21 protein-coding genes and 1 tRNA gene are annotated in these 20,947 nt (G+C 62.0%); 14 read left to right on the top strand and 8 right to left on the bottom strand.

What is annotated here, in order from left to right; translation table 11 throughout:
* Positions 1-40 precede the first annotated feature (40 nt).
* From RBJ75_RS23090 to RBJ75_RS23075, 4 genes are all read left to right on the top strand, one after another.
* Entirely contained in the window at positions 41-2,764 is a 2,724-nt protein-coding gene (locus RBJ75_RS23090) for a sensor histidine kinase (protein ID WP_044417011.1), read from the top strand.
* Positions 2,761-3,447, top strand: a complete 687-nt coding sequence (locus RBJ75_RS23085) for a response regulator transcription factor (RefSeq protein ID WP_044417012.1) — start codon at positions 2,761-2,763, stop codon at positions 3,445-3,447. Before RBJ75_RS23090 ends, RBJ75_RS23085 begins: the two co-directional genes overlap by 4 nt.
* A gap of 187 nt (positions 3,448-3,634) precedes the next feature.
* Positions 3,635-3,711: transfer RNA gene (locus RBJ75_RS23080), tRNA-Arg, on the top strand.
* Positions 3,712-3,803: 92 nt separating this feature from the next.
* Complete coding sequence (locus RBJ75_RS23075) at positions 3,804-4,400, top strand: hypothetical protein (protein WP_152647863.1); 597 nt, start codon at positions 3,804-3,806, stop codon at positions 4,398-4,400.
* Here the strand turns inward: RBJ75_RS23075 and RBJ75_RS23070 are convergent.
* A complete protein-coding gene (locus RBJ75_RS23070) occupies positions 4,301-4,528 on the bottom strand; it encodes a hypothetical protein (RefSeq protein WP_234707521.1) in 228 nt (75 codons plus the stop codon). The genes RBJ75_RS23075 and RBJ75_RS23070 overlap by 100 nt on opposite strands.
* 586 nt (positions 4,529-5,114) lie before the next feature.
* Here RBJ75_RS23070 and RBJ75_RS23065 point away from each other — a divergent pair.
* Entirely contained in the window at positions 5,115-5,864 is a 750-nt protein-coding gene (locus RBJ75_RS23065) for a siderophore-interacting protein (protein WP_052629040.1), read from the top strand.
* A gap of 52 nt (positions 5,865-5,916) precedes the next feature.
* Positions 5,917-7,116, top strand: a complete 1,200-nt coding sequence (locus RBJ75_RS23060) for an FAD-dependent monooxygenase (RefSeq protein ID WP_276156269.1) — start codon at positions 5,917-5,919, stop codon at positions 7,114-7,116.
* Positions 7,117-7,418: 302 nt separating this feature from the next.
* Here RBJ75_RS23060 and RBJ75_RS23055 read toward each other — a convergent pair whose 3' ends face one another.
* The gene (locus RBJ75_RS23055; RefSeq protein ID WP_044408265.1) at positions 7,419-7,793 is read right to left on the bottom strand and encodes a winged helix-turn-helix transcriptional regulator; all 375 of its coding nucleotides are present in this window, start codon (positions 7,791-7,793) and stop codon (positions 7,419-7,421) included.
* Positions 7,794-8,073: 280 nt separating this feature from the next.
* On the opposite strand from RBJ75_RS23055, the gene RBJ75_RS23050 reads away from it, so the two are divergent.
* A complete protein-coding gene (locus tag RBJ75_RS23050) occupies positions 8,074-9,081 on the top strand; it encodes a zinc-dependent alcohol dehydrogenase family protein (RefSeq protein WP_044408268.1) in 1,008 nt (335 codons plus the stop codon).
* A 246-nt stretch (positions 9,082-9,327) separates the two neighbouring features.
* On the opposite strand, the gene RBJ75_RS23045 is transcribed toward RBJ75_RS23050, so the two are convergent.
* The gene (locus RBJ75_RS23045; protein WP_044408301.1) at positions 9,328-9,954 is read right to left on the bottom strand and encodes a TetR/AcrR family transcriptional regulator; all 627 of its coding nucleotides are present in this window, start codon (positions 9,952-9,954) and stop codon (positions 9,328-9,330) included.
* 144 nt (positions 9,955-10,098) lie between these two features.
* Here RBJ75_RS23045 and RBJ75_RS23040 point away from each other — a divergent pair, with 144 nt between their 5' ends.
* Positions 10,099-10,995 carry an SDR family oxidoreductase gene (locus RBJ75_RS23040; protein WP_044408271.1) on the top strand — a complete coding sequence of 299 codons (897 nt, stop codon included), beginning with the start codon at positions 10,099-10,101 and terminating at the stop codon, positions 10,993-10,995.
* A 31-nt stretch (positions 10,996-11,026) separates the two neighbouring features.
* Entirely contained in the window at positions 11,027-11,743 is a 717-nt protein-coding gene (locus RBJ75_RS23035; protein WP_044408274.1) for an SDR family NAD(P)-dependent oxidoreductase, read from the top strand.
* Between the two features lie 101 nt (positions 11,744-11,844).
* On the opposite strand, the gene RBJ75_RS23030 is transcribed toward RBJ75_RS23035, so the two are convergent.
* Entirely contained in the window at positions 11,845-12,681 is an 837-nt protein-coding gene (locus tag RBJ75_RS23030) for an SDR family oxidoreductase (RefSeq protein ID WP_044408277.1), read from the bottom strand.
* Positions 12,682-12,771: 90 nt separating this feature from the next.
* Here RBJ75_RS23030 and RBJ75_RS23025 point away from each other — a divergent pair, with 90 nt between their 5' ends.
* Positions 12,772-13,713 carry an AraC family transcriptional regulator gene (locus RBJ75_RS23025; protein WP_044408280.1) on the top strand — a complete coding sequence of 314 codons (942 nt, stop codon included), beginning with the start codon at positions 12,772-12,774 and terminating at the stop codon, positions 13,711-13,713.
* Between the two features lie 80 nt (positions 13,714-13,793).
* Here the strand turns inward: RBJ75_RS23025 and RBJ75_RS23020 are convergent, their stop codons facing one another.
* The gene (locus tag RBJ75_RS23020; protein WP_044408283.1) at positions 13,794-14,084 is read right to left on the bottom strand and encodes a hypothetical protein; all 291 of its coding nucleotides are present in this window, start codon (positions 14,082-14,084) and stop codon (positions 13,794-13,796) included.
* Here RBJ75_RS23020 and RBJ75_RS29530 point away from each other — a divergent pair.
* The gene (locus RBJ75_RS29530) at positions 14,044-14,190 is read left to right on the top strand and encodes a TetR/AcrR family transcriptional regulator C-terminal domain-containing protein (protein WP_160297923.1); all 147 of its coding nucleotides are present in this window, start codon (positions 14,044-14,046) and stop codon (positions 14,188-14,190) included. The two genes, RBJ75_RS23020 and RBJ75_RS29530, sit on opposite strands and share 41 nt — an antisense overlap.
* A gap of 820 nt (positions 14,191-15,010) precedes the next feature.
* On the opposite strand, the gene RBJ75_RS23015 is transcribed toward RBJ75_RS29530, so the two are convergent.
* Complete coding sequence (locus tag RBJ75_RS23015; RefSeq protein WP_152647653.1) at positions 15,011-15,664, bottom strand: hypothetical protein; 654 nt, start codon at positions 15,662-15,664, stop codon at positions 15,011-15,013.
* Between the two features lie 162 nt (positions 15,665-15,826).
* Here RBJ75_RS23015 and RBJ75_RS23010 point away from each other — a divergent pair, with 162 nt between their 5' ends.
* Together RBJ75_RS23010 and RBJ75_RS23005 are read left to right on the top strand one after the other, a co-directional pair.
* Entirely contained in the window at positions 15,827-16,516 is a 690-nt protein-coding gene (locus RBJ75_RS23010) for a TetR/AcrR family transcriptional regulator (protein ID WP_160297924.1), read from the top strand.
* Entirely contained in the window at positions 16,509-17,474 is a 966-nt protein-coding gene (locus RBJ75_RS23005) for an amidohydrolase family protein (protein ID WP_080900946.1), read from the top strand. The genes RBJ75_RS23010 and RBJ75_RS23005 overlap by 8 nt, the downstream gene beginning before the upstream one ends.
* A 156-nt stretch (positions 17,475-17,630) precedes the next feature.
* Here the strand turns inward: RBJ75_RS23005 and RBJ75_RS23000 are convergent, their stop codons facing one another.
* Positions 17,631-18,362 carry an SDR family oxidoreductase gene (locus tag RBJ75_RS23000; RefSeq protein WP_044408295.1) on the bottom strand — a complete coding sequence of 244 codons (732 nt, stop codon included), beginning with the start codon at positions 18,360-18,362 and terminating at the stop codon, positions 17,631-17,633.
* 151 nt (positions 18,363-18,513) lie between these two features.
* Here RBJ75_RS23000 and RBJ75_RS22995 point away from each other — a divergent pair, with 151 nt between their 5' ends.
* Positions 18,514-19,083 (top strand): TetR/AcrR family transcriptional regulator, encoded by a 570-nt coding sequence (locus RBJ75_RS22995; RefSeq protein ID WP_234707353.1) that lies wholly within the window; start codon positions 18,514-18,516, stop codon positions 19,081-19,083.
* Between the two features lie 319 nt (positions 19,084-19,402).
* On the opposite strand, the gene RBJ75_RS22990 is transcribed toward RBJ75_RS22995, so the two are convergent.
* Positions 19,403-20,938, bottom strand: coding sequence for an acetyl-CoA acetyltransferase (locus RBJ75_RS22990; protein WP_276156270.1), 1,536 nt, complete (start codon positions 20,936-20,938; stop codon positions 19,403-19,405).
* Between the last annotated feature and the right edge of the window lie 9 nt (positions 20,939-20,947).

Raw genomic sequence — 20,947 nt, 5'->3', positions numbered from 1 at the left:
GCGAGCTAGGCTTACGGCCGCAGCGAGACTATATAGCCCCATGGCAAATCCCCGCCGCGATCCTGATCAACGACCTTCGCCAGACGCGCTGCTGGAGGCGGCGCGGCGGGAGGACAATCGCGCAGGCCGTCTGAAGATTTTCGTCGGCGCCGCCCCCGGGGTCGGCAAGACTTACGAAATGCTGCAAAGCGCCCATGCCAAGATGGCAGCCGGCGTCGATGTCGTGGTCGGGGTCGTCGAAACCCATGGCCGCGTCGAGACCCAGGCGCTGCTCGATGGCCTCGAGGTGATCCCGCGCCGGGCGCTCGGCTACAAGGATCATATCCTGGAGGAAATGGATCTCGACGCGTTGCTGGCTCGCCGCCCGCAGCTCGCGCTGGTCGACGAACTCGCCCATAGCAACGCCCCCGGCAGCCGCCACCCCAAGCGCTATCTCGACGTCGAGGAACTGCTGAGCCACGGCATCGACGTCTACACCGCCGTCAACATCCAGCACATCGAGAGCCTCAACGACGTCGTCGCCCAGATTACGCATGTGCGGGTCCGCGAGACCGTGCCGGATTCGGTGTTCGACCGCGCCGACGCCATCGAACTGGTCGATCTCACGCCGGACGACCTGATCCAGCGGCTGCGCGAAGGCAAGGTCTACGTCCCCAAGCAGGCCGAGCGCGCGCTGGAGCATTATTTCTCGCCGGGCAATTTGACGGCGCTGCGCGAGCTCGCCTTGCGGCGCACCGCCGAGCGGGTCGACGAGCAATTGCTCACCCATATGCAGGCCAATGCGATTGCCGGCCCCTGGGCGGTGGGCGAGCGAATCCTGGTTTGCGTCAGCGACGAGCCGCGCTCCGCCGGTCTGGTGCGCTACGCCAAGCGTCTGGCCGACCGGCTGCGGGCGCCCTGGACCGCGATCAATATCGAGACCAGCCGGAACCTGCATGTCAGTGAAGCGCAGCGCGACCGGCTGGCCGACACCCTGCGGCTCGCCGAATCGCTCGGCGCCGAGGCACTGTCGATTCCCGGATCCGGCCACGGCATCTCCGACGAGGTGCTGAGCTTTGCGCGCGGCAACAACATCACCCAGATCATCGTCGGCCGCTCGCCGCGCTCGTGGTGGTCCGAACTGATCCGCGGCTCCATCGTGCATGCGCTGGTGCGCGACGCGGGCAATATCAGCGTTCACGTCATCGCCGGCGACGCGCTGGCCACCGAACCCGCGCCGACTACCGCGCTGCGCGCTGCCGAGCGTAGCGAAGCGTTGGACCCAAAGCCCTATCTGATGGCGGTGTTGCTCGCCGCGATCGGGCTCGGCTTCGCCGAACTGATCGAGCCGTTCTTCGGCATCGAGAATGTCGACCTGGTGTTTCTGACCGCGGTGGTCGGCACCGCGGTGCGCTACGGCCTATGGCCATCGATGCTGGCGAGCGTGACCGCATCGCTGTGCTACAATTTCTTCTTCATGCCGCCGTTCTACACCTTCACCATCGCCGAGCCGACCAATGTGGCGGCGTTCTTCCTGTTCATGCTGATCGCGCTGCTGGTGTCGAACCTCGCCGCGCGCGTCCGCGCCCAGGCGATCACCTCGTCAGATCGGATGCGGACCACCGAATCGCTCTACGCGTTCAGCCGCAAGCTCGCCGGCACCGCCGCCCTCGACGACGTGCTGTGGGCCACGGCCTATCAAACCGCGCTGATGTTGAAGGTTCGCGTCGTGCTGCTGCTGCCCGAGGATGGCGAGCTGACGGTGAAGGCTGGTTACCCGCCGGAGGATCAGCTGGACAAGGCCGATCTCGCCGCCGCGCATTGGGCCTGGGGCAATGATCGCCCCGCGGGACGCGGCTCCGACACCCTGCCGGGCGCCAGGCGCCTGTTCCTGCCGATGCGCACCGGCCGCGGCCCCATCGGGGTGATCGGGATCGACGACGACCGCAGCGGGCCGCTGTTGACGCCCGATCAACGCCGACTGCTCGATGCGCTGATGGACCAGGGCGCGCTGGCGATCGAACGGGTGCACCTGGTCGAGGACATGGATCGGGCCAAGCGCGACATCGAATCGGATCGGTTGCGCGCGGCGCTGCTGACGTCGATCTCGCACGACCTCAAGACGCCGCTGGCCTCGGTGCTTGGCGCCGCCGGCACGCTGCGCGACCTCGCCGCCGATCTGACCGACGCGCAAAAGGCCGAACTGCTCGGCACTGTGATCGAGGAATCCGAGCGGCTCAACCGCTTCATCGCCAATCTGCTCGACATGACCCGGCTGGAATCCGGCGCCGTCGTCCCCAATGCCGCCAAGCACGATCTCGGCGAGATCGTCGGCAGCGCCTTGCGCCGCGCCGGCCGCATTCTCGCCCGCCATCAGGTCCGGCTGGACATCGCGCCGGACCTGCCGATGCTGGCGCTCGACGCGGTGCTGTTCGAGCAAGTGCTGTTCAATCTGCTCGACAATGCGGCGAAATACGCGCCCGAGCAGACCACCATCGACATCAAGGCCTGGCGCGACGACGGCATTGTTGCCTTGCAGGTGATCGACGAAGGTCCGGGCATTCCGCCCGACGATCTCGACCATGTGTTCGACAAGTTCTTCCGGGCACAGAAAGCCGATCACGTGCGGGCCGGCACCGGGCTTGGGCTGGCGATCTCGCGCGGTTTCGTCGAGGCGCTGGGTGGAACGATCCTGGCCGCCAATCGCCACGACCGCAGCGGCGTGGTGCTGACCATCCGGCTGCCGGTGCCGCCGGCCGGCGCGGCGCTGGAGACCGCCGCATGAGCGCAAGCCCGATCAAGGTGCTGGTGATCGACGACGAACCGCCGATCCGCAAATTGTTGCGAATGGGGCTGAGCACCCAGGGGTTCGAGGTGCTCGAAGCCGGCAATGGCCGGGCCGCGCTGGAATTGCTCGAGCAGCAGCCGGCCTTGATCATCCTCGATCTCGGGCTGCCCGACATCCAGGGCCATGACCTGCTCCGCATGATCAAGGAGCGCAACGACCATGTGCCGATCGTGGTGCTGTCGAGCCGCGACGACGAGGCCGGCAAGGTGCAGGCGCTCGATCTCGGCGCCGACGATTACGTGACCAAGCCGTTCGGGATGGAGGAATTGCTGGCGCGGATGCGCACGGCGCTGCGCCATCAACTCCAGATCCAGGGCGAACGCCCGGCGTTTCGCGTCGGCGAGCTCAGCGTCGATCTGGTGCGGCGCATCGTCAAGCTGGGCGACAACGAGATCAAGCTGTCGCCGAAGGAATACGAGCTGTTGCGCGTGCTGGTGCAGCACGCCGGCAAGGTGCTGACCCACCGCTTCCTGCTCAAGGCGCTGTGGGACGAAACCACCGACCCGCAATATTTGCGGGTCTATGTCCGGCAGCTGCGGCAGAAGATCGAGCCGGACCCGGACCGGCCGCGCTTCGTTCTGACCGAGACCGGCATCGGCTATCGCCTGCGCGGGGATTGACGCGGCGGCCGCCCGGTTCGCCAGCTGCCGCGGCGGGTCGAGACCACCATTGGGCCGACCGGACACGATTCGAACGCCCGGCCTATGCCCCTCGGAGGTCCGAGCCACCCCGCCGGCCCATTTTAGACCAAATCGCCCTCACCAGCCCGTTGCCGACGGCCAACCGATCGGCTAAATGGACAGCCAAGCACCCGTAGCTCAGCTGGATAGAGCGTTGCCCTCCGAAGGCAAAGGTCACACGTTCGAATCGTGTCGGGTGCGCCAGCCAAATCAAGGACTTAGAAGGCGATTGTTTCTTCGGGCTTCCCTCTAGGTAAGCTTAGGGTAAGCAACCCAAATTCATTTGGGAGGTTGTGGTGCCCGAATCTCCGGCCCTGTTTTTGACTGCGACCGCCGCCATCGGTTGGCTAATTGCTTATGTCCTGAACGGTTGGCGGCAGGATCGAACCAAACGGCTGCAGATCGAACTAGACCACTCATCAGCCCAGATGAAAGATTTCTACGCCCCACTCGTGGCGTTGACCGACCAACTGAATACGACCGCAGACATAAACGACACTATGGTGGCCGGAAAGAGCCCGGACGAAAGTGGCGTCGTTTCTGGGCTAGTTTACGATCAGTTCTTTCTCCCAATTCATGAAGAAATCAACGCGATCCTTAAAAGCAACGTTCATCTTCTCGAAGGTCGAGTGATGCCTGAAAGCTTCGCAGCTTACTTTCGGCACTATACGGCGGAGGAGGTTTATCGGAGCCTCACCGCGCGGGGACAAGACGTGTCGAATGTTCGCGTTCCCGGCTACCCTCCAGAATTTTATCATGATGTTCGAAAAGGGTACATGGACGTGATTGCGCGCTACGAAGACAGCCTGCAAGAACTGCGCGAAAGACGATGGTTCTTTAGATTTGGCGGCCTTAACTTGTTCGACAAGGCAGGATCCAGGAAGGCGTCATAGCCCTCCAGCACACCCGCGACCTTGACCGCGTGGGTCACGCCACTCGGTATCCAGATGGCGCTCCGTGGCGGCACGATCCACAGACCACCTTCGACTTCGCGACTGAGGGCGCCGCGCTGGACCAGCATTAGCTGCCCCTTCTGGTGTCGGTGGGCGGGCAGTTCGATCACGCCGACCTGGATTCCTCGATCCCGTAGGCGACGAACGGGCGCGGCACATCATCTGGCTCGACCCACCCGATGGCGTCCAGCTCATGGTTCAGAAATGGCATCGTGGACCTTACCGCATCAATGGCGGTTATGAATAATATAATGGCTGTTCTACGGAATGACGCCATATCCCGATCCGCCTATACCAGAGTGCACTCCCCCGCCGGGAGTCCTGATCGGGAAGGAGACAGTGTGGAGACGTTGAGCAGCGGACCCGTCCCTCGATTGGTGATGCAGCTTCATCAAGAGCCTGAGTTGGCGTCCAGCGCGCGGATGCAGGAATTGGTGGCGAGACGGGACCTTGCACACATCAATGGCGCCTGGCGGTTCGACCTTCCGGGCTCAAGCTCATCGAGCCCCCACTGCTGCCCAACGCCGCAATCCTCGCCGAGAACGGCTTTGCGGCGAACTATCTCGACTACGTCGGCAATCCACGCGACGGCTATCTCGCGCAGGCTTTCCTGCTCGACGAAGGCCGCAGCAACGAGTTCACGAGGTGCATCGCATGACGCCCCCGCTCGCCTCCCATGACCGTCCTTCCTCGACGAAGCAAAGCCGCTTGAGCAACGTGCTCAGGCGGCTGCTGATGCGGCGTGCAACGATCGTCGCAGCCGATTGGCTGGCCGAGGGTTTTCGGCTCGTCACCCTCGAAGGGCAAGCATTGCGAGGGGTCGTGTGGACGCCGGGGCAGAAGGTGCAGGTCGCGGTGGGGACGGCGTTGGCCACGCGAACCTATACGCCGATCGACTGGGATCCGGAGCAGGGGCGCACGCGCATCCTATGCTTTGCACATGGCGATGGCCCGGGGAGCGCGTGGGTGCGAGGCGTCGGCGCCGGCGATGGGTGCGATATCCTCGGCCCTCGCGCCTCGCTCGATGCGGGGCATGGGACGGGAGCGCTGGGGGTGTTCGGCGACGAAACCTCGATCGGGCTCGCTTACGCGTTGGCGCAGCAGGATCCGGCGCGATCCATCTCCAGCTATTTCGAGATTGGAAACAAGGCGAGCGCCGAGCATGTTCGCACCGCGCTCCAGATTCGCAATGTCACCCTGTTCCTGCGTAGCGAGGGCGATGCCCATCTAGCACAGATGGAGGCCGCCTTGTCTCCCGTCCTCAACGCCGGTGCGGCGTTCGTGCTGACCGGCAAGGCTAGCACCGTACAGCGGCTGCGCCACGAGCTGAAACGCCGGGGCGTCCCGGCGAACCGGGTCGTCACCAAGGCATATTGGGCCCCCGGCAAGACGGGAATGGACTGAGCGCAGGTTTGCACCGTGCAAGCCATCAGGTCTGTTAATCGAGGATCGCTGCGTGAGAGCTGAGAAGAAAATCCTGATCTGCGGCGCCGGTATCGCCGGTCCCGCGTGCGCATATTGGTTGGACCAGCATGGCTTTTCGGTCGTCATTGCCGAGCGGGCGAAAGCCCTGCGGGATGGCGGCCAGAACGTAGATATCAAAGGAGCCGCCCAACAGATCATCTTTATCATGGGCATCGCCGATAAGATTGCGGCCAAGGACACGATGGAGCAAGGCGTCAAATGTCTCGATCAATCCGGCAATATCGTAGCAGTCTTTCCCAAAGGCGGGTTTCCCAGCCTTACCGCCGAGTTCGAGATCCTTCGTGGTGATCTCGCGCAAATCATGTTCGAGGCCACGCAAGACAGATGCGAATATCGCTTCGGCACATTCGTCACCGCACTTGAGGAAACCAGTGACGGTATCACCGTCGCTTTCAATGACGGTCGGGTCGAAGCGTTCGAACTCGTGATCTGTGCGGAGGGTATAAGCTCATCGACCAGGACGATGGTGCTGCCGGAGCAGACGCATTTTCGCTACCTCGGTGCCTACATGTCGTTCTTCAATATCCCGCAGCGCTCGGAGGATGACAATTGGGCTCGTTCCGTCAGTGGAACAGGGGGGACGCTCGTGACGCTCAGGCCTGGCAAGAACCACGAGACGACGGTCCTGACGACCTTCCTCAGAGAAGATCATGGATTCGAACAAGAAGATGCAGCCACTCGCAAGGCGTTAGTGGCCAAGGCGCTCGAAGGGAGGGGCACGATCGCCGAGCGGGTTCGCTCGGAGCTGGACGCAGTCAGTGATTTTTGGTGCGGTCCGATGAGCCAGGTCCAGGCATCCCGATGGGCCAAAGGAAGGTTCGTCATGATTGGAGATGCGGCTTATTGCCCGACACCGTTCACCGGGGAGGGTGCGGCGCTCGCCTTGATCGGTGCTTATGTTCTCGCCGGCGAGCTCAAGCGCAGTTCGGGTTTTGAAGACGCCTTTTCTGCTTATGAAAATCTTGTTCGGCCTCATGTCGAGAAGTCGCAAAAGCGCCTGAGCCCGACCGTCATCCGCGCCCTGCATATGAAGACGCAATTCGGCCTAACGTTTTTCCGACTGGTGCAAAGGCTGGTGACAAGCCGCGTCATCCAGCGGCTGTTGAAGCCGAGCGACGCCAAGCGAAACGCCAGGGTTGCGAAGGACTTCGTGTTTCCCCGCTACACGTAATGGTGGGGCAGCCGTCGCATCATGTGCGACAAGGCAGCCAAGTAGCTAGTATGAGCCACGACATCGCCAGTCGGTCTACAAAGGGACCGGCCTGTAGCTGTTAATATGTCATTTGATATTCGACAACTTCGTTACGCCATAGCGGCGGCGGATCACGGCAGCTTCTACCGAGCGGCCTGAATCCTAGGCATCGAACAATCGAGGTTGAGCCGCGCAATTCCAAATTGGAGCGCTCGATCGGCATGCCAATCTTTGAATGCCGCCGCCGATCGTCTGCGCCAGCTAGCTTGAACCTCAGTAATTTAGGCGCCACCACTCGCGCGCCGAGCGGTCGAGTCCGATATCGCATCAAGGCGGCGCTTGTAGCGATCGCCCCACTCGCGCATCGCCGCGAGGGTCGGCTCCAGACTCTTGCCCCATGTGGTGAGGGCGTATTCGACGCGGGGCGGGACCTCGGCATACACCGTCCGTTCGACGAGTCCATCCGCTTCGAGCTCGCGTAGCGAAAGGGTCAACATGCGCTGCGTGACGTTCGGGAGGAGCCTATGTAGCTCTCCGAAGCGCTTTTTGCCGTCTCGCAGATGAAACAGCACGACGCACTTCCATCTCCCACCAATGACGTCGATCACCGATTCGATTGCGCATCGTATCGGCTCATCCTTCGCACGTTTCGGCATTTCCTGTCCCCAAAGCTCTCAATTCCACAATAGGCACATTTTTGTGGGTACTGGCCACGACAGAATGTAGCAATTAAAAATACGGCAACATCAAACCGCGCATCGGGAGACAATGGAATTTTCGTCTAAAGCGGCCGTCGCTGAAGGGCATCTGAGAGCCCCCCGCACGAGACCAAGTCGCTTGTCCGAGAAAGGCCCTGGGCGTCTTCAGAAAGCGCCGATCAATAGACAATTCGGCCGGACTGCCGGCCACGGGTGGTCCCAGCAACGGAATATATCGATGAAAGCAATGGTTCTTGAGGCTCCTGGCGGCCTTGGTCGGATAAAACTCGTCGAGACCGCTCCGCCGCCGTCGCCTGCGTCGGACGAGGTCACCGTACGGGTCCGCGCGAGCTGTCTGAATTATCATGACTACGGCGTGGCGGCCGGTCGGTCACCGACCGCCGATGGACGCATCCTTCTGACGGACGGCGCCGGCATTGTCGAGGCAGTGGGCAGCGGTGTCGTGGAATTCGCGCCCGGTGAAGCAGCCGTGAGCTGTGTCTTCCCGCAATGGCAGTCCGGTTCGCCGCAAGTGAGTGACTTCTCCCAAACGCCGGGCGACGGCGTCGACGGCTTTGCGTGCGAGTTGGTAACGGCCCCTGCCCGCGCGTTCACACACGCTCCGGCAGGCTACAGCAGTGCCGAAGCTGCAACCTTGCCGACGGCGGGCGTGACAGCTTGGCGCGCGCTGATGGTGAACGGTCCGCTGAAAGCCGGTGAGATTGTGCTCATCCAGGGTACTGGTGGCGTCTCCCTCTTTGCGTTGCAGATCGCCAAGGCAGCGGGGGCCGCCGTAATCGCGACCTCTTCGTCCGACGAAAAGCTTGCTCGGCTCCGCGCGCTTGGCGCCGACCATCTTATCAACTACCGCAACGAACCCGAATGGGGCCGGTTGGCCCATCAATGGACGAGCGGCAAGGGTATTGATCATGTCATCGACGTGGGAGGGCCGACAACGCTGGCTCAATCCCTCGAAGCCGTGAAGGTTGGAGGCCATATCGCGATGATCGGCCTTCTCGGCGGCCTCTCGGTCGATTTGCCGATAATTCCCATCCTTGCCAAGCAGATTCGGTTGCAAGGATGCCTCGACGGCAGCCGCCAGGACCAGATTGATCTCGTCGACTTTCTCGGCGCGCACGAAATCAGGCCTATTCTTGATCGTAGCTTCGCGCTCGACAAGCTGGCGGATGCGTTCCGCTACGAGGAATCCGGCGCCCACTTCGGCAAGATCGTGATCGAGATCTAACGGGGAATTTGACCGAGTGACGCGCCGCGCCCAGTGAGCTGGGCCAGGTCGGTCGGTCTTCGCGAGCTGAAGGCATGGCGACATACGGCGCCAAAGCGGGAACGACTCGGATTGCGTTCTGTCGTAGAGCGACTGCCGAGATCGACCGCGGGGGTCCAACGGCGACTTTAAATCAACGTTCTTTGCCCGGTCGGTAAGTTCTCCGCTTCATGGACGAAACGGTCCGGTGGAAGATCAAGTAAAAGATCAAATCTTAGTGGCGAAGGCGTCAATCGCAGCGTCCGGCGCAGCCCGCAGGCCGTCGAGCAATAAGTCGATCATCCGCCGCGCCAACTCAAAATTGTCGGTCCGCCTCGGCGCACAGAGGCCGGCGACAGCCCAAAGCAGATCCCGGGCGCTTACATCGCTTCGAATCTCGCCCGCCGCGGCGGCCGCCTTCAACAAGCGATCGAGCGCGGGACTGAGCTGGTTCTCGAAGTAGGCGGGCAACCCGTCATAGGCGGGATCGCCGCTATGCAACGCCGCGGCTAGGCCGCGTTTCGCCGAAACAAGAGCGATGTAACGATCAATCCAGCAGCTCAGCGCTTTCCTTGGCGGATGCTGGGCAGCCAGGGTGGCGGCGGCCTCCGCGCAGGTGTCGACCTCGTTCCGGCAGACCGCCACGATCAGGTCTGCCCGCACAGGGAAGTGCCGGTAAATCGTGCCGACTCCGACCCCAGCCTGTTCCGCGATCTCGCGCATCGGGGCGTCCACGCCTGATGTGGCGAACACGGTCATGGCGGCTTTGAGCAGCGCGTTGATATTTCGCCGGGCATCCGCGCGAACGGGAAGCTGCCAGTTTGCCGCGCCTTCAATTTCGTCCTCGTGGCCCATAGCCGCCGTCAGTCTCCTCAATAACCGGAATGGTATTCCATATACGTGGACAGCCATTCCGTTTATTGGTAAATCAGTTCCCGCCAGCAAGCTAGGGGCCAAAGGGCCGCGCTACGAAAGTCAGCTCATCAGGAGGATTTCACCATGCGAGTGTTCTTGACCGGCGCCACGGGGTTCATCGGCTCCTATCTTGTTCCGGAGCTGATCCAGGCGGGGCATCATGTGGTTGGCCTCACCCGCTCCGATGCGGGCGCCGAGACGCTCGCCCGCGCCGGCGCGGAAGCCTTTCGTGGTGATGTGAACGACTGGGACCGCCTGCGCACTGCCGCGGGGGCATCAGACGGCGTCATCCACGCCGCCTTCAACCACGATTTTTCCAAACTGAAACAGCACAGCGAAGAGGACCGCAAGGTCATCGAGGCACTCGGGCAGGCGTTGGCCGGTTCGGACCGTCCACTGGTCATTGCCTCCGGGACGGGCCTCGCGCGGCGCTCAAACGGTAGCGGCCCGGCGCTTGAAACCGATCCCCATGTCAGCTCGGTCGAAGTCGCGCGCGCCGCCACGGAAGAGGCGGCCGACGCCGTTGCAGACAAGGGCGGACACGTCGTGGTTATGCGCCTGTCGCAGGTGCACGACACACGCCACCAGGGCCGGATCGCCTTGCACATCAAGCTTGCCCGAGAAAAAGGGCAAGTGGCGTATGTCGGCGAGGGACAGAACGGCTTAGCCGCCGTGCACGTCACCGACGCTGTGCGGCTGTTTCGACTGGCGCTGGAGAAGGGCCGGCCGGGCGCGCGCTACAATGCCGTGGGCGAGGAAGGCGTGCCCCTGCGCGACATCTGTGAGGTGATTGGCGCGGGTCTGAATCTGCCGGTGGTGTCGCTCACGCAAGAGGAGGGGAAGGCGTATTTTGGCTGGCTGGCTGATCTTGCCCAAACCGACCTTTCCGCTTCCAGCGCTTTGACGCGCGAGGAACTGGGGTGGGCTACCACGGGGCCAGACCTGCTGACCGACCTGCGTGACATGGACTACGGCTCATAGGCGTAAGACGAGATGGCATGGGAGCCACGCGATGACTGAACCCACTAACCCAGCCGATACTGGTCAATCCATCCTCATCGTTGGCGCGTCGCGCGGTTTGGGCTTTGCGATGGCGGCCGAGTTCGCGAAACGCGGATGGCGCGTGCTCGGCACGGTTCGCGCAGCCAGAACCCCATTGCACAGCCTCGCAGCCGATCGACCCGACCTCGTCGAGATCGCAACGATCGAGTTGACCGACCACGGCCAGATGCTCGCTCTCCGGGACCGGCTTTGTGACCGCAAGTTCGACATCGTGTTCGTCAACGGAGGGACCGTTAATCGCTCGCCCGCAGACACGATGGCGGACGTGTCGACGGACGAGTTCGTGCGCGTCATGGTTACCAATGTTCTTGGCGTGATGCGCGCCGTCGAAGCCTTTGGCGTCCTTGTCCGAACCGGCGGCGTGATCGGCGCGATGTCGTCCGGGCAGGGCAGCATCGCCAACAACGCGAGCGGCGTGAACGACATCTACCGCGCCAGCAAGGCGGCTCTGAACCAGGCCATGTCGAGCTACGCAAGCCGGCACGCGATCGACGCGCGGGCGACGATCCTGATGGCGCCGGGTTGGATCCGTACGAAAATGGGCGGGCCCGACGCACCGTTCGGCGTCGAGGAAACCGTTCCGCAGATCGTCGACGTGCTCATTGCACAACGCGAACGGCCTGGGCTGCGGTTCCTGGATCGCGCCGGTCAAATCGTGCCTTGGTAGGGCCCGCCGGCCATCACCCGCCCTTCGGCTTGTTGCGCGGCATTTGATCGCGGCCAATAATCAACCGTGGTCGTTCGACCGATATGATCTCGAACCGGCCTTCACGTGCACTCACTCAGCGCGAATCTGGATTTCGTCCACGCCGCATACTCAATTTCGGACGTCTCCCATCGCATATGCGCGAACTCAGCGGCATCTGGGCCAACCAGGCGACGAAACTGGTCCGTCTCATCACCGGCGGCCGCGAGAATGGCATTCGCGACATCTACGTCGGTGGCAAAGGCAATGGGGGATGTGGCGGAGTAGGATGCGAGACGTTGAGTCATGTAGCTCATGTACGCTGGCGGCACGGGGACAGCCTGGGCGGCGGCTTGCGTTTGCTCGACAAAGCTGGTTCCAGGCACGAAACCGGGGACGATCAGCTTGAGCACGATCCCCAGGGGCGCGAGTTCGAACATCACGGACTCGGTGAAAGTGTCCAGCGCCGCTTTGGACGCCGAATAGATGCTCATCAATGGCTCGGGGACGATCGCCGAGCCAGAGGTGACATTGATAATTCGGCCACCTCCCGCTTCTCGCATATGATCGATCGCAGCCCGCATGACGTTCATCGGGCCGAAGGTGTTGGTTGCGAACACCGCCTCGATCGTTTCCACTGGCGTCACCTCGAATATTGAGAGGAGACCGCGGCCCGCGTTGTTCACGACCGCATCCACCCGGCCAAAGCGCTGGATCGCCGTCGAGAAGGCCGTATCGATCGAGGCTGTGTCGGTCACGTCTAGGGCGCATACCAGCAGCCCTGCGTCCTCCTTTTCCCCTGTCCAATCGTCCGGGTTGCGCATGGTCGCGACGACGTTCCAGCCGGCGCTGCGACATGCCGCAACGGCGGCGCGGCCCATGCCGGACGAGCAGCCGGTGATGAGAATAGTCCGTGCCATTTCAAAATCTCCTCGATCTGAGGTTTCACGCTACGCCCATTTCCGGGATGTTCTATAGCCAGATCTCCTATTTTCGTTATAGATCATCTCATGGACCCCTTGACCCAACTCGTCGAACTGCTCCGACCGAAGGCGTTGGCCTGGAAACGGATGATGGGGCGGGGCGATTGGGCTTGGCGCTTCCACAGTCAAAGCGGCGTGGCATTCGGTCTGGTCGTGCGCGGCGCCTGTCGCTTGCGACCGCGGGACGGCGGGGAACGCCCGTTGGGTGTCGGCGACTGCCTGTTCATCACGGGGCCGTCGACATGGACATTGCAGAACGGTGATGGTGCTCCAGTATTGGATTTCGACGATGTCCATCCCGTGCTGCCGTCCGGCACCTGGCCCGAGACCGCCGACGAGGGTGAGGTTCACATCGTCGGTGGGCATTTCGACTTCGACTCCGCGAACGAAGGCCTGCTGCCCGCTCTGTTGCCGCCGATTGTGGTCGTACAGCCCGGCGACGGAGAAGAACAGCGCCGTCTCACCGACATCTTTGCCATGATAGATCGCGAGGCCTCCGCCGATCGTCCCGGCCGATTGTCGATGCTGACCCGGTTAATGGAGATGGTGCTGATCGAGATGCTTCGGACCCCGCTCGCGCGCGCGGGCGATTGGCCTGGGGGCATGATCGCTGGGCTTGCCGATCCCAAGATCGGCAGAGCGTTGCGTGCTTTTCACGCCGATGTGCGCGGGGACTGGTCGGTCGAAGCCCTCGCCGGTGCGGCAGGCATGTCGAGATCGAGGTTCTCTCGGCGCTTTATGGAGACGGTTGGCGAGCCGCCGATGAGCTACGTGCTCCACTGGCGCATGGCATGCGCGCGCGATGCCCTGCGCGCCGGACTGAAGTCGCTCGATCAAATCGCGGAGGCGATAGGCTACGGGTCCGCCAGCGCTTTCAGTACCGCCTTCAGCCGGACCATGGGACAGTCTCCCGCCCGCTATGGACGGGAGAGCGCCCTTATCAAGCAAATGGGCAGTTCCGTGGTCTAAGAGTTCGCCATCGCGTCGGCTCCGTCGGCCCGCTGCTGAGGCAGCGCTCCACCGGCCTCTGCTGGAGGCGCCCTCCACTCCTAAGGCATATCGCTAGGGGTTCCGGCCAAGAAGACGCGGATGGCGTCGTCGAGAAGGATGTCGCCCTGAGCGGCCGGAATGCGTCCGGAGACCACGAGGGAGGAGATTCCCTGAATTGTCGCCGACAAAATGAGCGTGAGGCGCGCGATAATTGCGGTGTCACTAACACGGTGGCCGACCGCTGTGGTCACGAGGGCGGTCATGGAGGCGAAGAGACGTGCCGCGGCGTCGTGAACCGGCCCGGGCGGATTGCCGGCTTTATGCGAACTCGTCAACTCGCCCGATGCCATCCGCTTTCAGCGCCTGATTATTGCGGAGGCCGAACGCCAGCCGGACCTCGGCCGCGCGTTCTACTTCGATCCTGGGCGCAGAGCAGGCTGTCGCGGCTTATCTTGACCGGTGCATCGCCGAGCGGCGACTGACTGCTCGCGACACGGCGGTACAGGCGAGGCTCTTCGTCGACGTGGCTACCGGGTTGCCACGGCTACACGCGTTGCTTTGCAGTCAGGATAGCGCGAGCGATGCCTTGGACGTGGCGATACTCGACCAGACTATCGCGATCATAACCTCGACGCGCATACCTCCGCTCAGCGGATAGGAAATGACGAGAGTGGAGACCTTTGCGCTTCGACATTTGAGATGGGAAGTTATCGCGTCGCAGCATCGCCGCCTTAGGCAAGCTACGGAAAGTCTAACATTCGTCAGCCCACCTCAGCCGCCGGCTTCGCCTCATCGAATATTGGCTTGGCGCCGAATTGTTTGAACTAACCAATGGAGGCACCGGGCCGACTGTTGCAGGGTTGGAGTTCATCGAGACCGCCCGCCGGCATCCTCGCCGAGGCCGAGGCTGCGTTCCAGAAACTGGAAACTCGGAGTCGCGGCGAAAATGGCCAATTGACGATCGGCGTCTATGCCTCGCCCTCCGAAGCTGGACGCCACACGTTCGAATCGCGCCGGGCGCGCCAACCATTCAACTTTCCAAGCAGGACCTATGCGCTGGCTTGGAAATCGGCTTGCTTGGAGAGCTGGCCGGACTCTCTCGAAGCCCACCCAACCGATCGCCGTGATTCAAGCGCACTATGTGGGCGCGTTCTCGATGCACGTCCCACCCAAGTTGCAAATGGCTGCTTTAAGGGTGGCTAGGCCATGGGGCTCCAGGTTTTCAGGAGCCCCAACGAGATGCCTATCCGGTTGCAGCCGACGCTCGCTTAGACGCTCACCCCGTTCTGCCAAGCTTCTCCAGAGCAAACCGATACCAGTTACGGTGCTCTACCGCGAGATGCTCGCGGTGATGATGTACATTGTGGTCGGGAATGGCGCCGCCAAAGTACAGCGCGAGCTTCGCCTCGAAACCGTCTGGCGTAGTGCGAAACTGATGCATTCCCGCGGTGACAAAATCACCCGCCCGCGTAAAGCCCTTTGCGACCAGGCGCGTCGGGAAATCTGGATCAGGGGCGACTTCGCTGAGGAATTCGTCGCTGATCGTCATTGTGAGCTCGAGAGGCTCACCTCCGCATATTTCGATGCCGCGGATCTTTCCGTTCTCAACGCTCATCAGGTAATGCTCGGGTTCGGAAGCGAGCATCAACTGCTTGTCCATTGTGATCTCGTGGAATTGCGCGATGAACTCCTCCGCGGTCATCCCAGTCGCCGCGATCATGACGTCACTGGGTTTCAGGTCGCCGTTGGCGTCCGTGATCCATTTCTTCATGAGCGCGTCCGTTGCAGCAAGCTCGCTCGCGGTGAAGATTTCCGGCGCCGGCCGCCCCCGCTCCTTCCACAGTTTCAGTGCTCCGCGCGCATGCTGCATTTCCATTAGGTCGATTTCACCGTCGTCGTAGGTTTTGCCGCCAAAGGTCGTCGTGAACATGGGTGTCTCCTTACACGTTAGGGGAAGCCGACCCTGCGCGGCGCGCATGTCGATTTCCAATGCCGATTTTAAATTCAAATTTTGAATTGCACAAGGGCGAAAGCGGGGGTATATGTTGGCCGCATGAGAACTACGAAGGTTGATGGTCCAGCCCGGACGCGCGTGCGCAACAAGCCGCCGCGGCCCGACACGCAGCGTGAGCTATTGCGGGCGGGGGGTGAGGTGTTCGGGGAGAAGGGAATCCACGCGTCTACGGGGCAGGAAATCTGCCGGCGCGCGGGTGTGAACACTGCTGCGGTCAACTATTATTTTGGCGGGCTCATTGGCTTATACGAAGCCGTGCTTGCCGACGCGCTTCAGCAGGTCGGCAAGATTCAAGCACTCTCGAAAATTGCTGTCATGGGCAACGGTGCTCGTGAGCAGCTCTCCGCGATCATCAGCCTTTTGGTCACCGCGGCGACCGAGCGAACCACTGAAACCTGGGTCATCCGCGTTCTGTTGCGCGAGCTGGTCGCTCCGTCCCCGACGTTTGAAAGGTTGTTCCTGGAAGCGGAGATCCTGCCGAAAGGGCAAATTCTCAGGCAGGTCGTCGCGGAAATCATGGGTTTGCCCGTCGATCACCCGGCGGTAGCCCAGGGATGCATTTGTGCCTTCGCGCCTTGGCAGCTGATGATTGTCTCTCCGGACAATATGCTGAACCGGGTCTTTCCCGCGTTCGATTTGCGGGCGGCGAATGGAATGGTGATCGAACGCGCGATCGCCTTTGCTGTGGGCGGTCTGGAAGCGCTGGCCAGGGCTGAAAGCATTCGCCCGAATGACCCCGCCACAGTGACCGAGCCTCCGCATGTTTGACGTCCACGCACATCTTTTGCCGCAGCGATATATCCAGGCGTTGAAGCAATGGGGCGCCGCACTCCCCCTTGGGCCGCCGCCGCGCGCCGATGATGCCCCAAGGCGGACGATGGCTCCCTGGTCGGATTCGGCATCTGATTTGGAATCGCGGCTTTCCTTGATGTCCGAGGCCGGCGTGAAGACGCAATTCCTCTCGCCGGGCTTCTCGCCTTACCAGGCGGACGAAGCTGCTGGCATCGGCCTTGCCCAGGTCATCAACGACGAATTCGCCGCCTTTGTCGCGAAGGCCCCTTCGGCCTTGAAGGCGTTTGCGTCGCTTCCGCTGCCTCACCTCGACGCATCGTTGAAAGAAATGGCGCGAGCGCTGGACGATCTGAAATTTTCCGGGGTGACGCTAAACTGCGCCTGCGGCAAACGCTCCGTCGCCGCCCCTTATTTCGAGCCGATCTTTGCTGAACTGAACCGGCGAGGCGCGGTGCTTTTCTTGCATCCCTGCATCAACGGGATCTGCTCGCATTTTGTGTGTGACTGGAAGCTGGAAACAGCCGCAGGGCCTGTCCTCGAGGATACGCTCATTGGGCTCCATTTTATCGCAGCTAACATTCCGTCCCGCTTTCCCAATATGAAGATCATCGTTCCGCATCTGGGCGGCGCGTTGCCCGCAATGCTCGCCCGCCTCGACAATCAATTGAGCGCGACCCACGCCCTCGCCGAGCGGCCCAGCGACGCTGCGCGGCGTATGTGGTACGACAGCTGCATTCACGGATCGATCCCCGTTTTGAAAATGGGCGCCGAAATCCTCGGCGCCGACCGCATCTTGGTAGGGAGCGATTACCCCTTCCTGACATCGTACGAAAGCTACGCCGAGACGGTGGGATATATCCGCAACTGCGGGCTCACGGAGCAACAAATGACGCAGATATTTGAAGGGAATGTCCGCGCGCTTTTGGCGGCTTGAGGGGAGCGACATGCAATACATCAAGCTCGGAAATACGGGTCTGGACTCAGCGACGGCCACGAGTTCCCAACTTTGTCGAATCGCCGCCTGATACGTGTTTGGGCCATGGATATGCCGTCGGGATGGACGAGATCGGTCGTATCCCCACGCGGCCATTCACCATGCGATTTCACCGTCCGATGTCACGAACCGACCGGACAAAGCATCATCTCCGAGCAGCGCGAATTGGACGGGCGTCTTCGCTGCTTGGTCCGGTGTCAAGAGGCCGTTGCCGCCGGTGAGATCGGTTTTTACGTATCCCGGGCTTACCGAGTTCACGACGTGCGAAGTGTTGCGGAACTCTTCGCTGAGTTGAACGGTCAGCATGTTGAGCGCCGCCTTTGAAGCATTGTAGCCGATCAGCTGCGCCGAATAAAAGGGAGACGACGGATCGCCGTTCCCAGCTAGCGAGCCCAAAGTGCTGGACAGATTCACGATCCGAGCCGCCGTCGATTTCCGCAGCAGGGGCAACATAGACTGCGTCACCGCTAGAGTGCCGAAAAAGTTGGTTTCGAACACTCGACGGACGGCTTGTAGCTTGGCGCGGCTTGGAACGCTGTCGGTCCAATCCACGATTCCGGCATTGTTGACGAGAATGTCGAGATGCCCGAACTGGTCAGAGATCGCGGTGGCGGCGGCGACTATGCTTGCTTCATCGAGAAGGTCGATCCGAACGAACGTTGCGTTCAGGCCTTGGGACGCCAGGTCTTTGACCGCGGCCTCGCCACGTTCGGCATCTCTGGCGCCGATGATGACGGAGACACCGGCCTGCGCGAGTTGGCGAGCGATCTCCAATCCGATGCCCTTGTTTGCGCCGGTGACGAGTGCGATGCGGTTTGTGGTTGTCATATGAACTCCATGGTTGGTCAGCCGCGTTCGATCCATTATATGAAGGCTTCTTCAGTTACGGGATTCGCTTATGGCTACGGCTTCGCCGACCCGCCTAACCCCTCGGAAATCGCCGCGTCAGGCACGAGCAACGGCGACGCTGGAAGCGATTTTGGAGGCGACCATTCAGGTTTTGGTGGTGACGGGCCCTGCTCGGCTGACCACGACGCGCGTGGCGGAAAGAGCCGGTGTCTCCGTTGGCACGATGTACCAGTATTTCCCCAACAAGCAGGCGCTAATGTATGCGGTGACCGAGCAGTATTTGGGCATCGTAGCGGACAGCGTGGAACAAGCCTGCCGGCAGCATCACGGCGCACCGATTGGACAGATGGCCGAGGCGCTTGTGGAGGCCCTTTGGCACGCGAATGTCGTGCGATGCGACGCGACCCGCGCGCTTTATCTGGTTGCAGCGGAGGTAGACACCGCGGCCCTGGTCGAGCATTTCTTCAAGCGCGTTGAAATCGCCACCGCCGCGATGTTCGCGACCGCGGCAGACGCCGAGTTCGTCGATCTTGCGATCGTCAACCTCACACTCCTCAATTCGCTTTTTGGGACTATTCGCAGCTTGTTTGATCGCAGCTTGCCAAAGCCGTGGGCGTGTGGCCTCCAACAGCAACTCATTTTTATGTCCCGCTCGTATCTGGAGGCCGCGAAAACGCCTTTCCCGGCGGCCGCTAGCTAGGAGGCAAGCGATAATCGTCGCGTGCGCCTCGAAATTGAGGGAGGGTGACGTTGGGGTCCGCAATGCGGCCAAGTTAATGCTCCGCCCGGATCAGCCGGACGGGGCATTGGAGTCGGGGTCAGTCGCTCCGGCGGACGTTGGAGCGGGACCAGATCAGGCTGTCGCGCCAAGCCAATGGGAGTCGCTACGCTGTCGGGCCACGAGCTGCGCTTTCAGGGCGAATGCAGAAGCGCATTCAACCCAAATGCAGCACGGGTCAGCTGGTGCCGCTCGCTGCGCGACAGATTCCAGCGTACGTGGCCAATGCTCACCGCGGTTGCTAGAGGGCGAAACGGCACTTGCCGTCGATGGTCCGGACCGTTCCTTCGGCGCCTAGGCGATCGCTCTCTATGAAGGATTGCAGCAATGCCTGGTCGTCATTTTCGATGTTTGCGAGGAAGCGCTGATTCCCGTCGCGCAGCCGTCCGACGATGATTGCCTTTTCCACAACATTGGCCCTGACCGCGAGCGTGTAGCTCTCGATCGATGCCGCACCGCCGGCACCGTCTATCAACGGTGCCATCGGGACAGCATTGAGCTGCGCCTGAAGCCCTTGCGAATTTGTATGGTCCCAGGGCCCCTCGAGCATCCGGGCGGAATACAGCCCCGCGGCATGCTTGGCCAGATAGCTGCCATTTGCCGTCACCAATCCATACGCGGTCGGAGACGAACGAAGTTTCTCGACCATCGCGGCGATCGAATGGGTCACATAGTTGTTGCCGGGGCCGCCGAAGAAGGGCAGTCCGCCGGTGATCGTGAAATTGCGGGGATCGTCCTCGGACAGGCCGATCTCGGCGCATGCGATCTCGATCGCCGAGGGGAAGCAGCTGTAGAGATCGAAGAACGACACCTGCTCGACGCCAACGCCGGCCCTGGAGAGCGTCCGCCGCACCACTTCGCGGATTGCGGGGGAGCGTTGCATCGGCTCCCGTTCGGTGACGTACCAGTGATCGTTACCAGCCGCCGCGCCGTGGAGATAGACTCGCTTTGCATCGGGAACGCCGTAGTCGTCAGCCATCTTCGCCGAGCAGACAAGAATCGCCGCCGACTGGTCCACGAATACATTGGCATTCATGTATCGGGTGTAGGGATAGCCGATATAGGGGTTCTTTTCCGAAACGCTGGCAATTTCCGCCGCCGTCAGCGGGGTGCGCCGGGTTGCCAGCGGGTTCGAACTTGCCACCTCGGCAAGGCGCGCCATCAGGGCGCCCATGCGATGCGCATGGACCGACGGGCTCAATTGTCGTTGACGGCGGATCGCCTGCTCAACAATTGGATAGCCGTAGATTGCCGCGTTCAGACCGTATTTGCCCTCCAGGTCCGAAAACGAGGCCCGCTCCACGCCGAACGATTCTGGCGGCGTCGGCGCAGCTTCGGACCAGTCGAGGTCTGTCCCATTTTTCTGAGCGGCGTGCTGGGTGCGAAGCGCCTCGGCCCCGACCATCAATGCGCAACTCAACCGTCCGGCCGCAATCTCCTCGCAGAAGCGCGTGACCACGACTTGGGGAGTGTGGCCGCCGGCCGTGGTGTAGAGAAGTTCCCGGGGATTGCATCCGAGTGCGCGTGCCACGCTCCAGGGCGGATTCTCCATTCGACCGAACGGGCTGGCAAATCTGGGCAGCGTATCGGAGAATTGACGAACCACAGTGACGCCATCGATCGCCTTGAGGAGATCGGACGCGCCGGAATCCATCGCTGCGCCGCGCGCGGCCGCGACCATCAGCTCCTTGGGACTGCGTGCACTGGCGGGTGGCGAATTGGTATCCGTAATCTGATGGACGCCGACGATGACCGGTAATCTTGATCTGTTAGTCATGTGTGAACC

This window comes from Rhodopseudomonas sp. BAL398, assembly GCF_033001325.1.
In the GTDB taxonomy this organism is placed as follows: domain Bacteria; phylum Pseudomonadota; class Alphaproteobacteria; order Rhizobiales; family Xanthobacteraceae; genus JARJEH01.
The sequence above is the reverse complement of the archived record's forward strand: the minus strand, read 5'-3'. Positions and strand labels throughout refer to the sequence as shown.

Excerpts from the sequence above, each read along its gene's own strand:
- RBJ75_RS23015 (WP_152647653.1), bottom strand. The coding sequence starts at position 15,664 with ATGTTCACGACGACCTTTGGCGGCAAAACCTACGACGACGGTGAAATC.
- RBJ75_RS23055 (WP_044408265.1), bottom strand. The coding sequence starts at position 7,793 with ATGCCGAAACGTGCGAAGGATGAGCCGATACGATGCGCAATCGAATCG.
- RBJ75_RS23040 (WP_044408271.1), top strand. The coding sequence starts at position 10,099 with ATGCGAGTGTTCTTGACCGGCGCCACGGGGTTCATCGGCTCCTATCTT.
- RBJ75_RS23065 (WP_052629040.1), top strand. The coding sequence starts at position 5,115 with ATGACGCCCCCGCTCGCCTCCCATGACCGTCCTTCCTCGACGAAGCAA.
- RBJ75_RS23070 (WP_234707521.1), bottom strand. The coding sequence starts at position 4,528 with ATGCTGGTCCAGCGCGGCGCCCTCAGTCGCGAAGTCGAAGGTGGTCTG.
- RBJ75_RS23000 (WP_044408295.1), bottom strand. The coding sequence starts at position 18,362 with ATGACAACCACAAACCGCATCGCACTCGTCACCGGCGCAAACAAGGGC.
- RBJ75_RS23090 (WP_044417011.1), top strand. The coding sequence starts at position 41 with ATGGCAAATCCCCGCCGCGATCCTGATCAACGACCTTCGCCAGACGCG.
- RBJ75_RS23035 (WP_044408274.1), top strand. The coding sequence starts at position 11,027 with ATGACTGAACCCACTAACCCAGCCGATACTGGTCAATCCATCCTCATC.
- RBJ75_RS23045 (WP_044408301.1), bottom strand. The coding sequence starts at position 9,954 with ATGGGCCACGAGGACGAAATTGAAGGCGCGGCAAACTGGCAGCTTCCC.
- RBJ75_RS23085 (WP_044417012.1), top strand. The coding sequence starts at position 2,761 with ATGAGCGCAAGCCCGATCAAGGTGCTGGTGATCGACGACGAACCGCCG.
- RBJ75_RS22990 (WP_276156270.1), bottom strand. The coding sequence starts at position 20,938 with ATGACTAACAGATCAAGATTACCGGTCATCGTCGGCGTCCATCAGATT.
- RBJ75_RS23025 (WP_044408280.1), top strand. The coding sequence starts at position 12,772 with ATGGACCCCTTGACCCAACTCGTCGAACTGCTCCGACCGAAGGCGTTG.
- RBJ75_RS23030 (WP_044408277.1), bottom strand. The coding sequence starts at position 12,681 with ATGGCACGGACTATTCTCATCACCGGCTGCTCGTCCGGCATGGGCCGC.
- RBJ75_RS23005 (WP_080900946.1), top strand. The coding sequence starts at position 16,509 with ATGTTTGACGTCCACGCACATCTTTTGCCGCAGCGATATATCCAGGCG.
- RBJ75_RS23050 (WP_044408268.1), top strand. The coding sequence starts at position 8,074 with ATGAAAGCAATGGTTCTTGAGGCTCCTGGCGGCCTTGGTCGGATAAAA.
- RBJ75_RS23020 (WP_044408283.1), bottom strand. The coding sequence starts at position 14,084 with ATGGCATCGGGCGAGTTGACGAGTTCGCATAAAGCCGGCAATCCGCCC.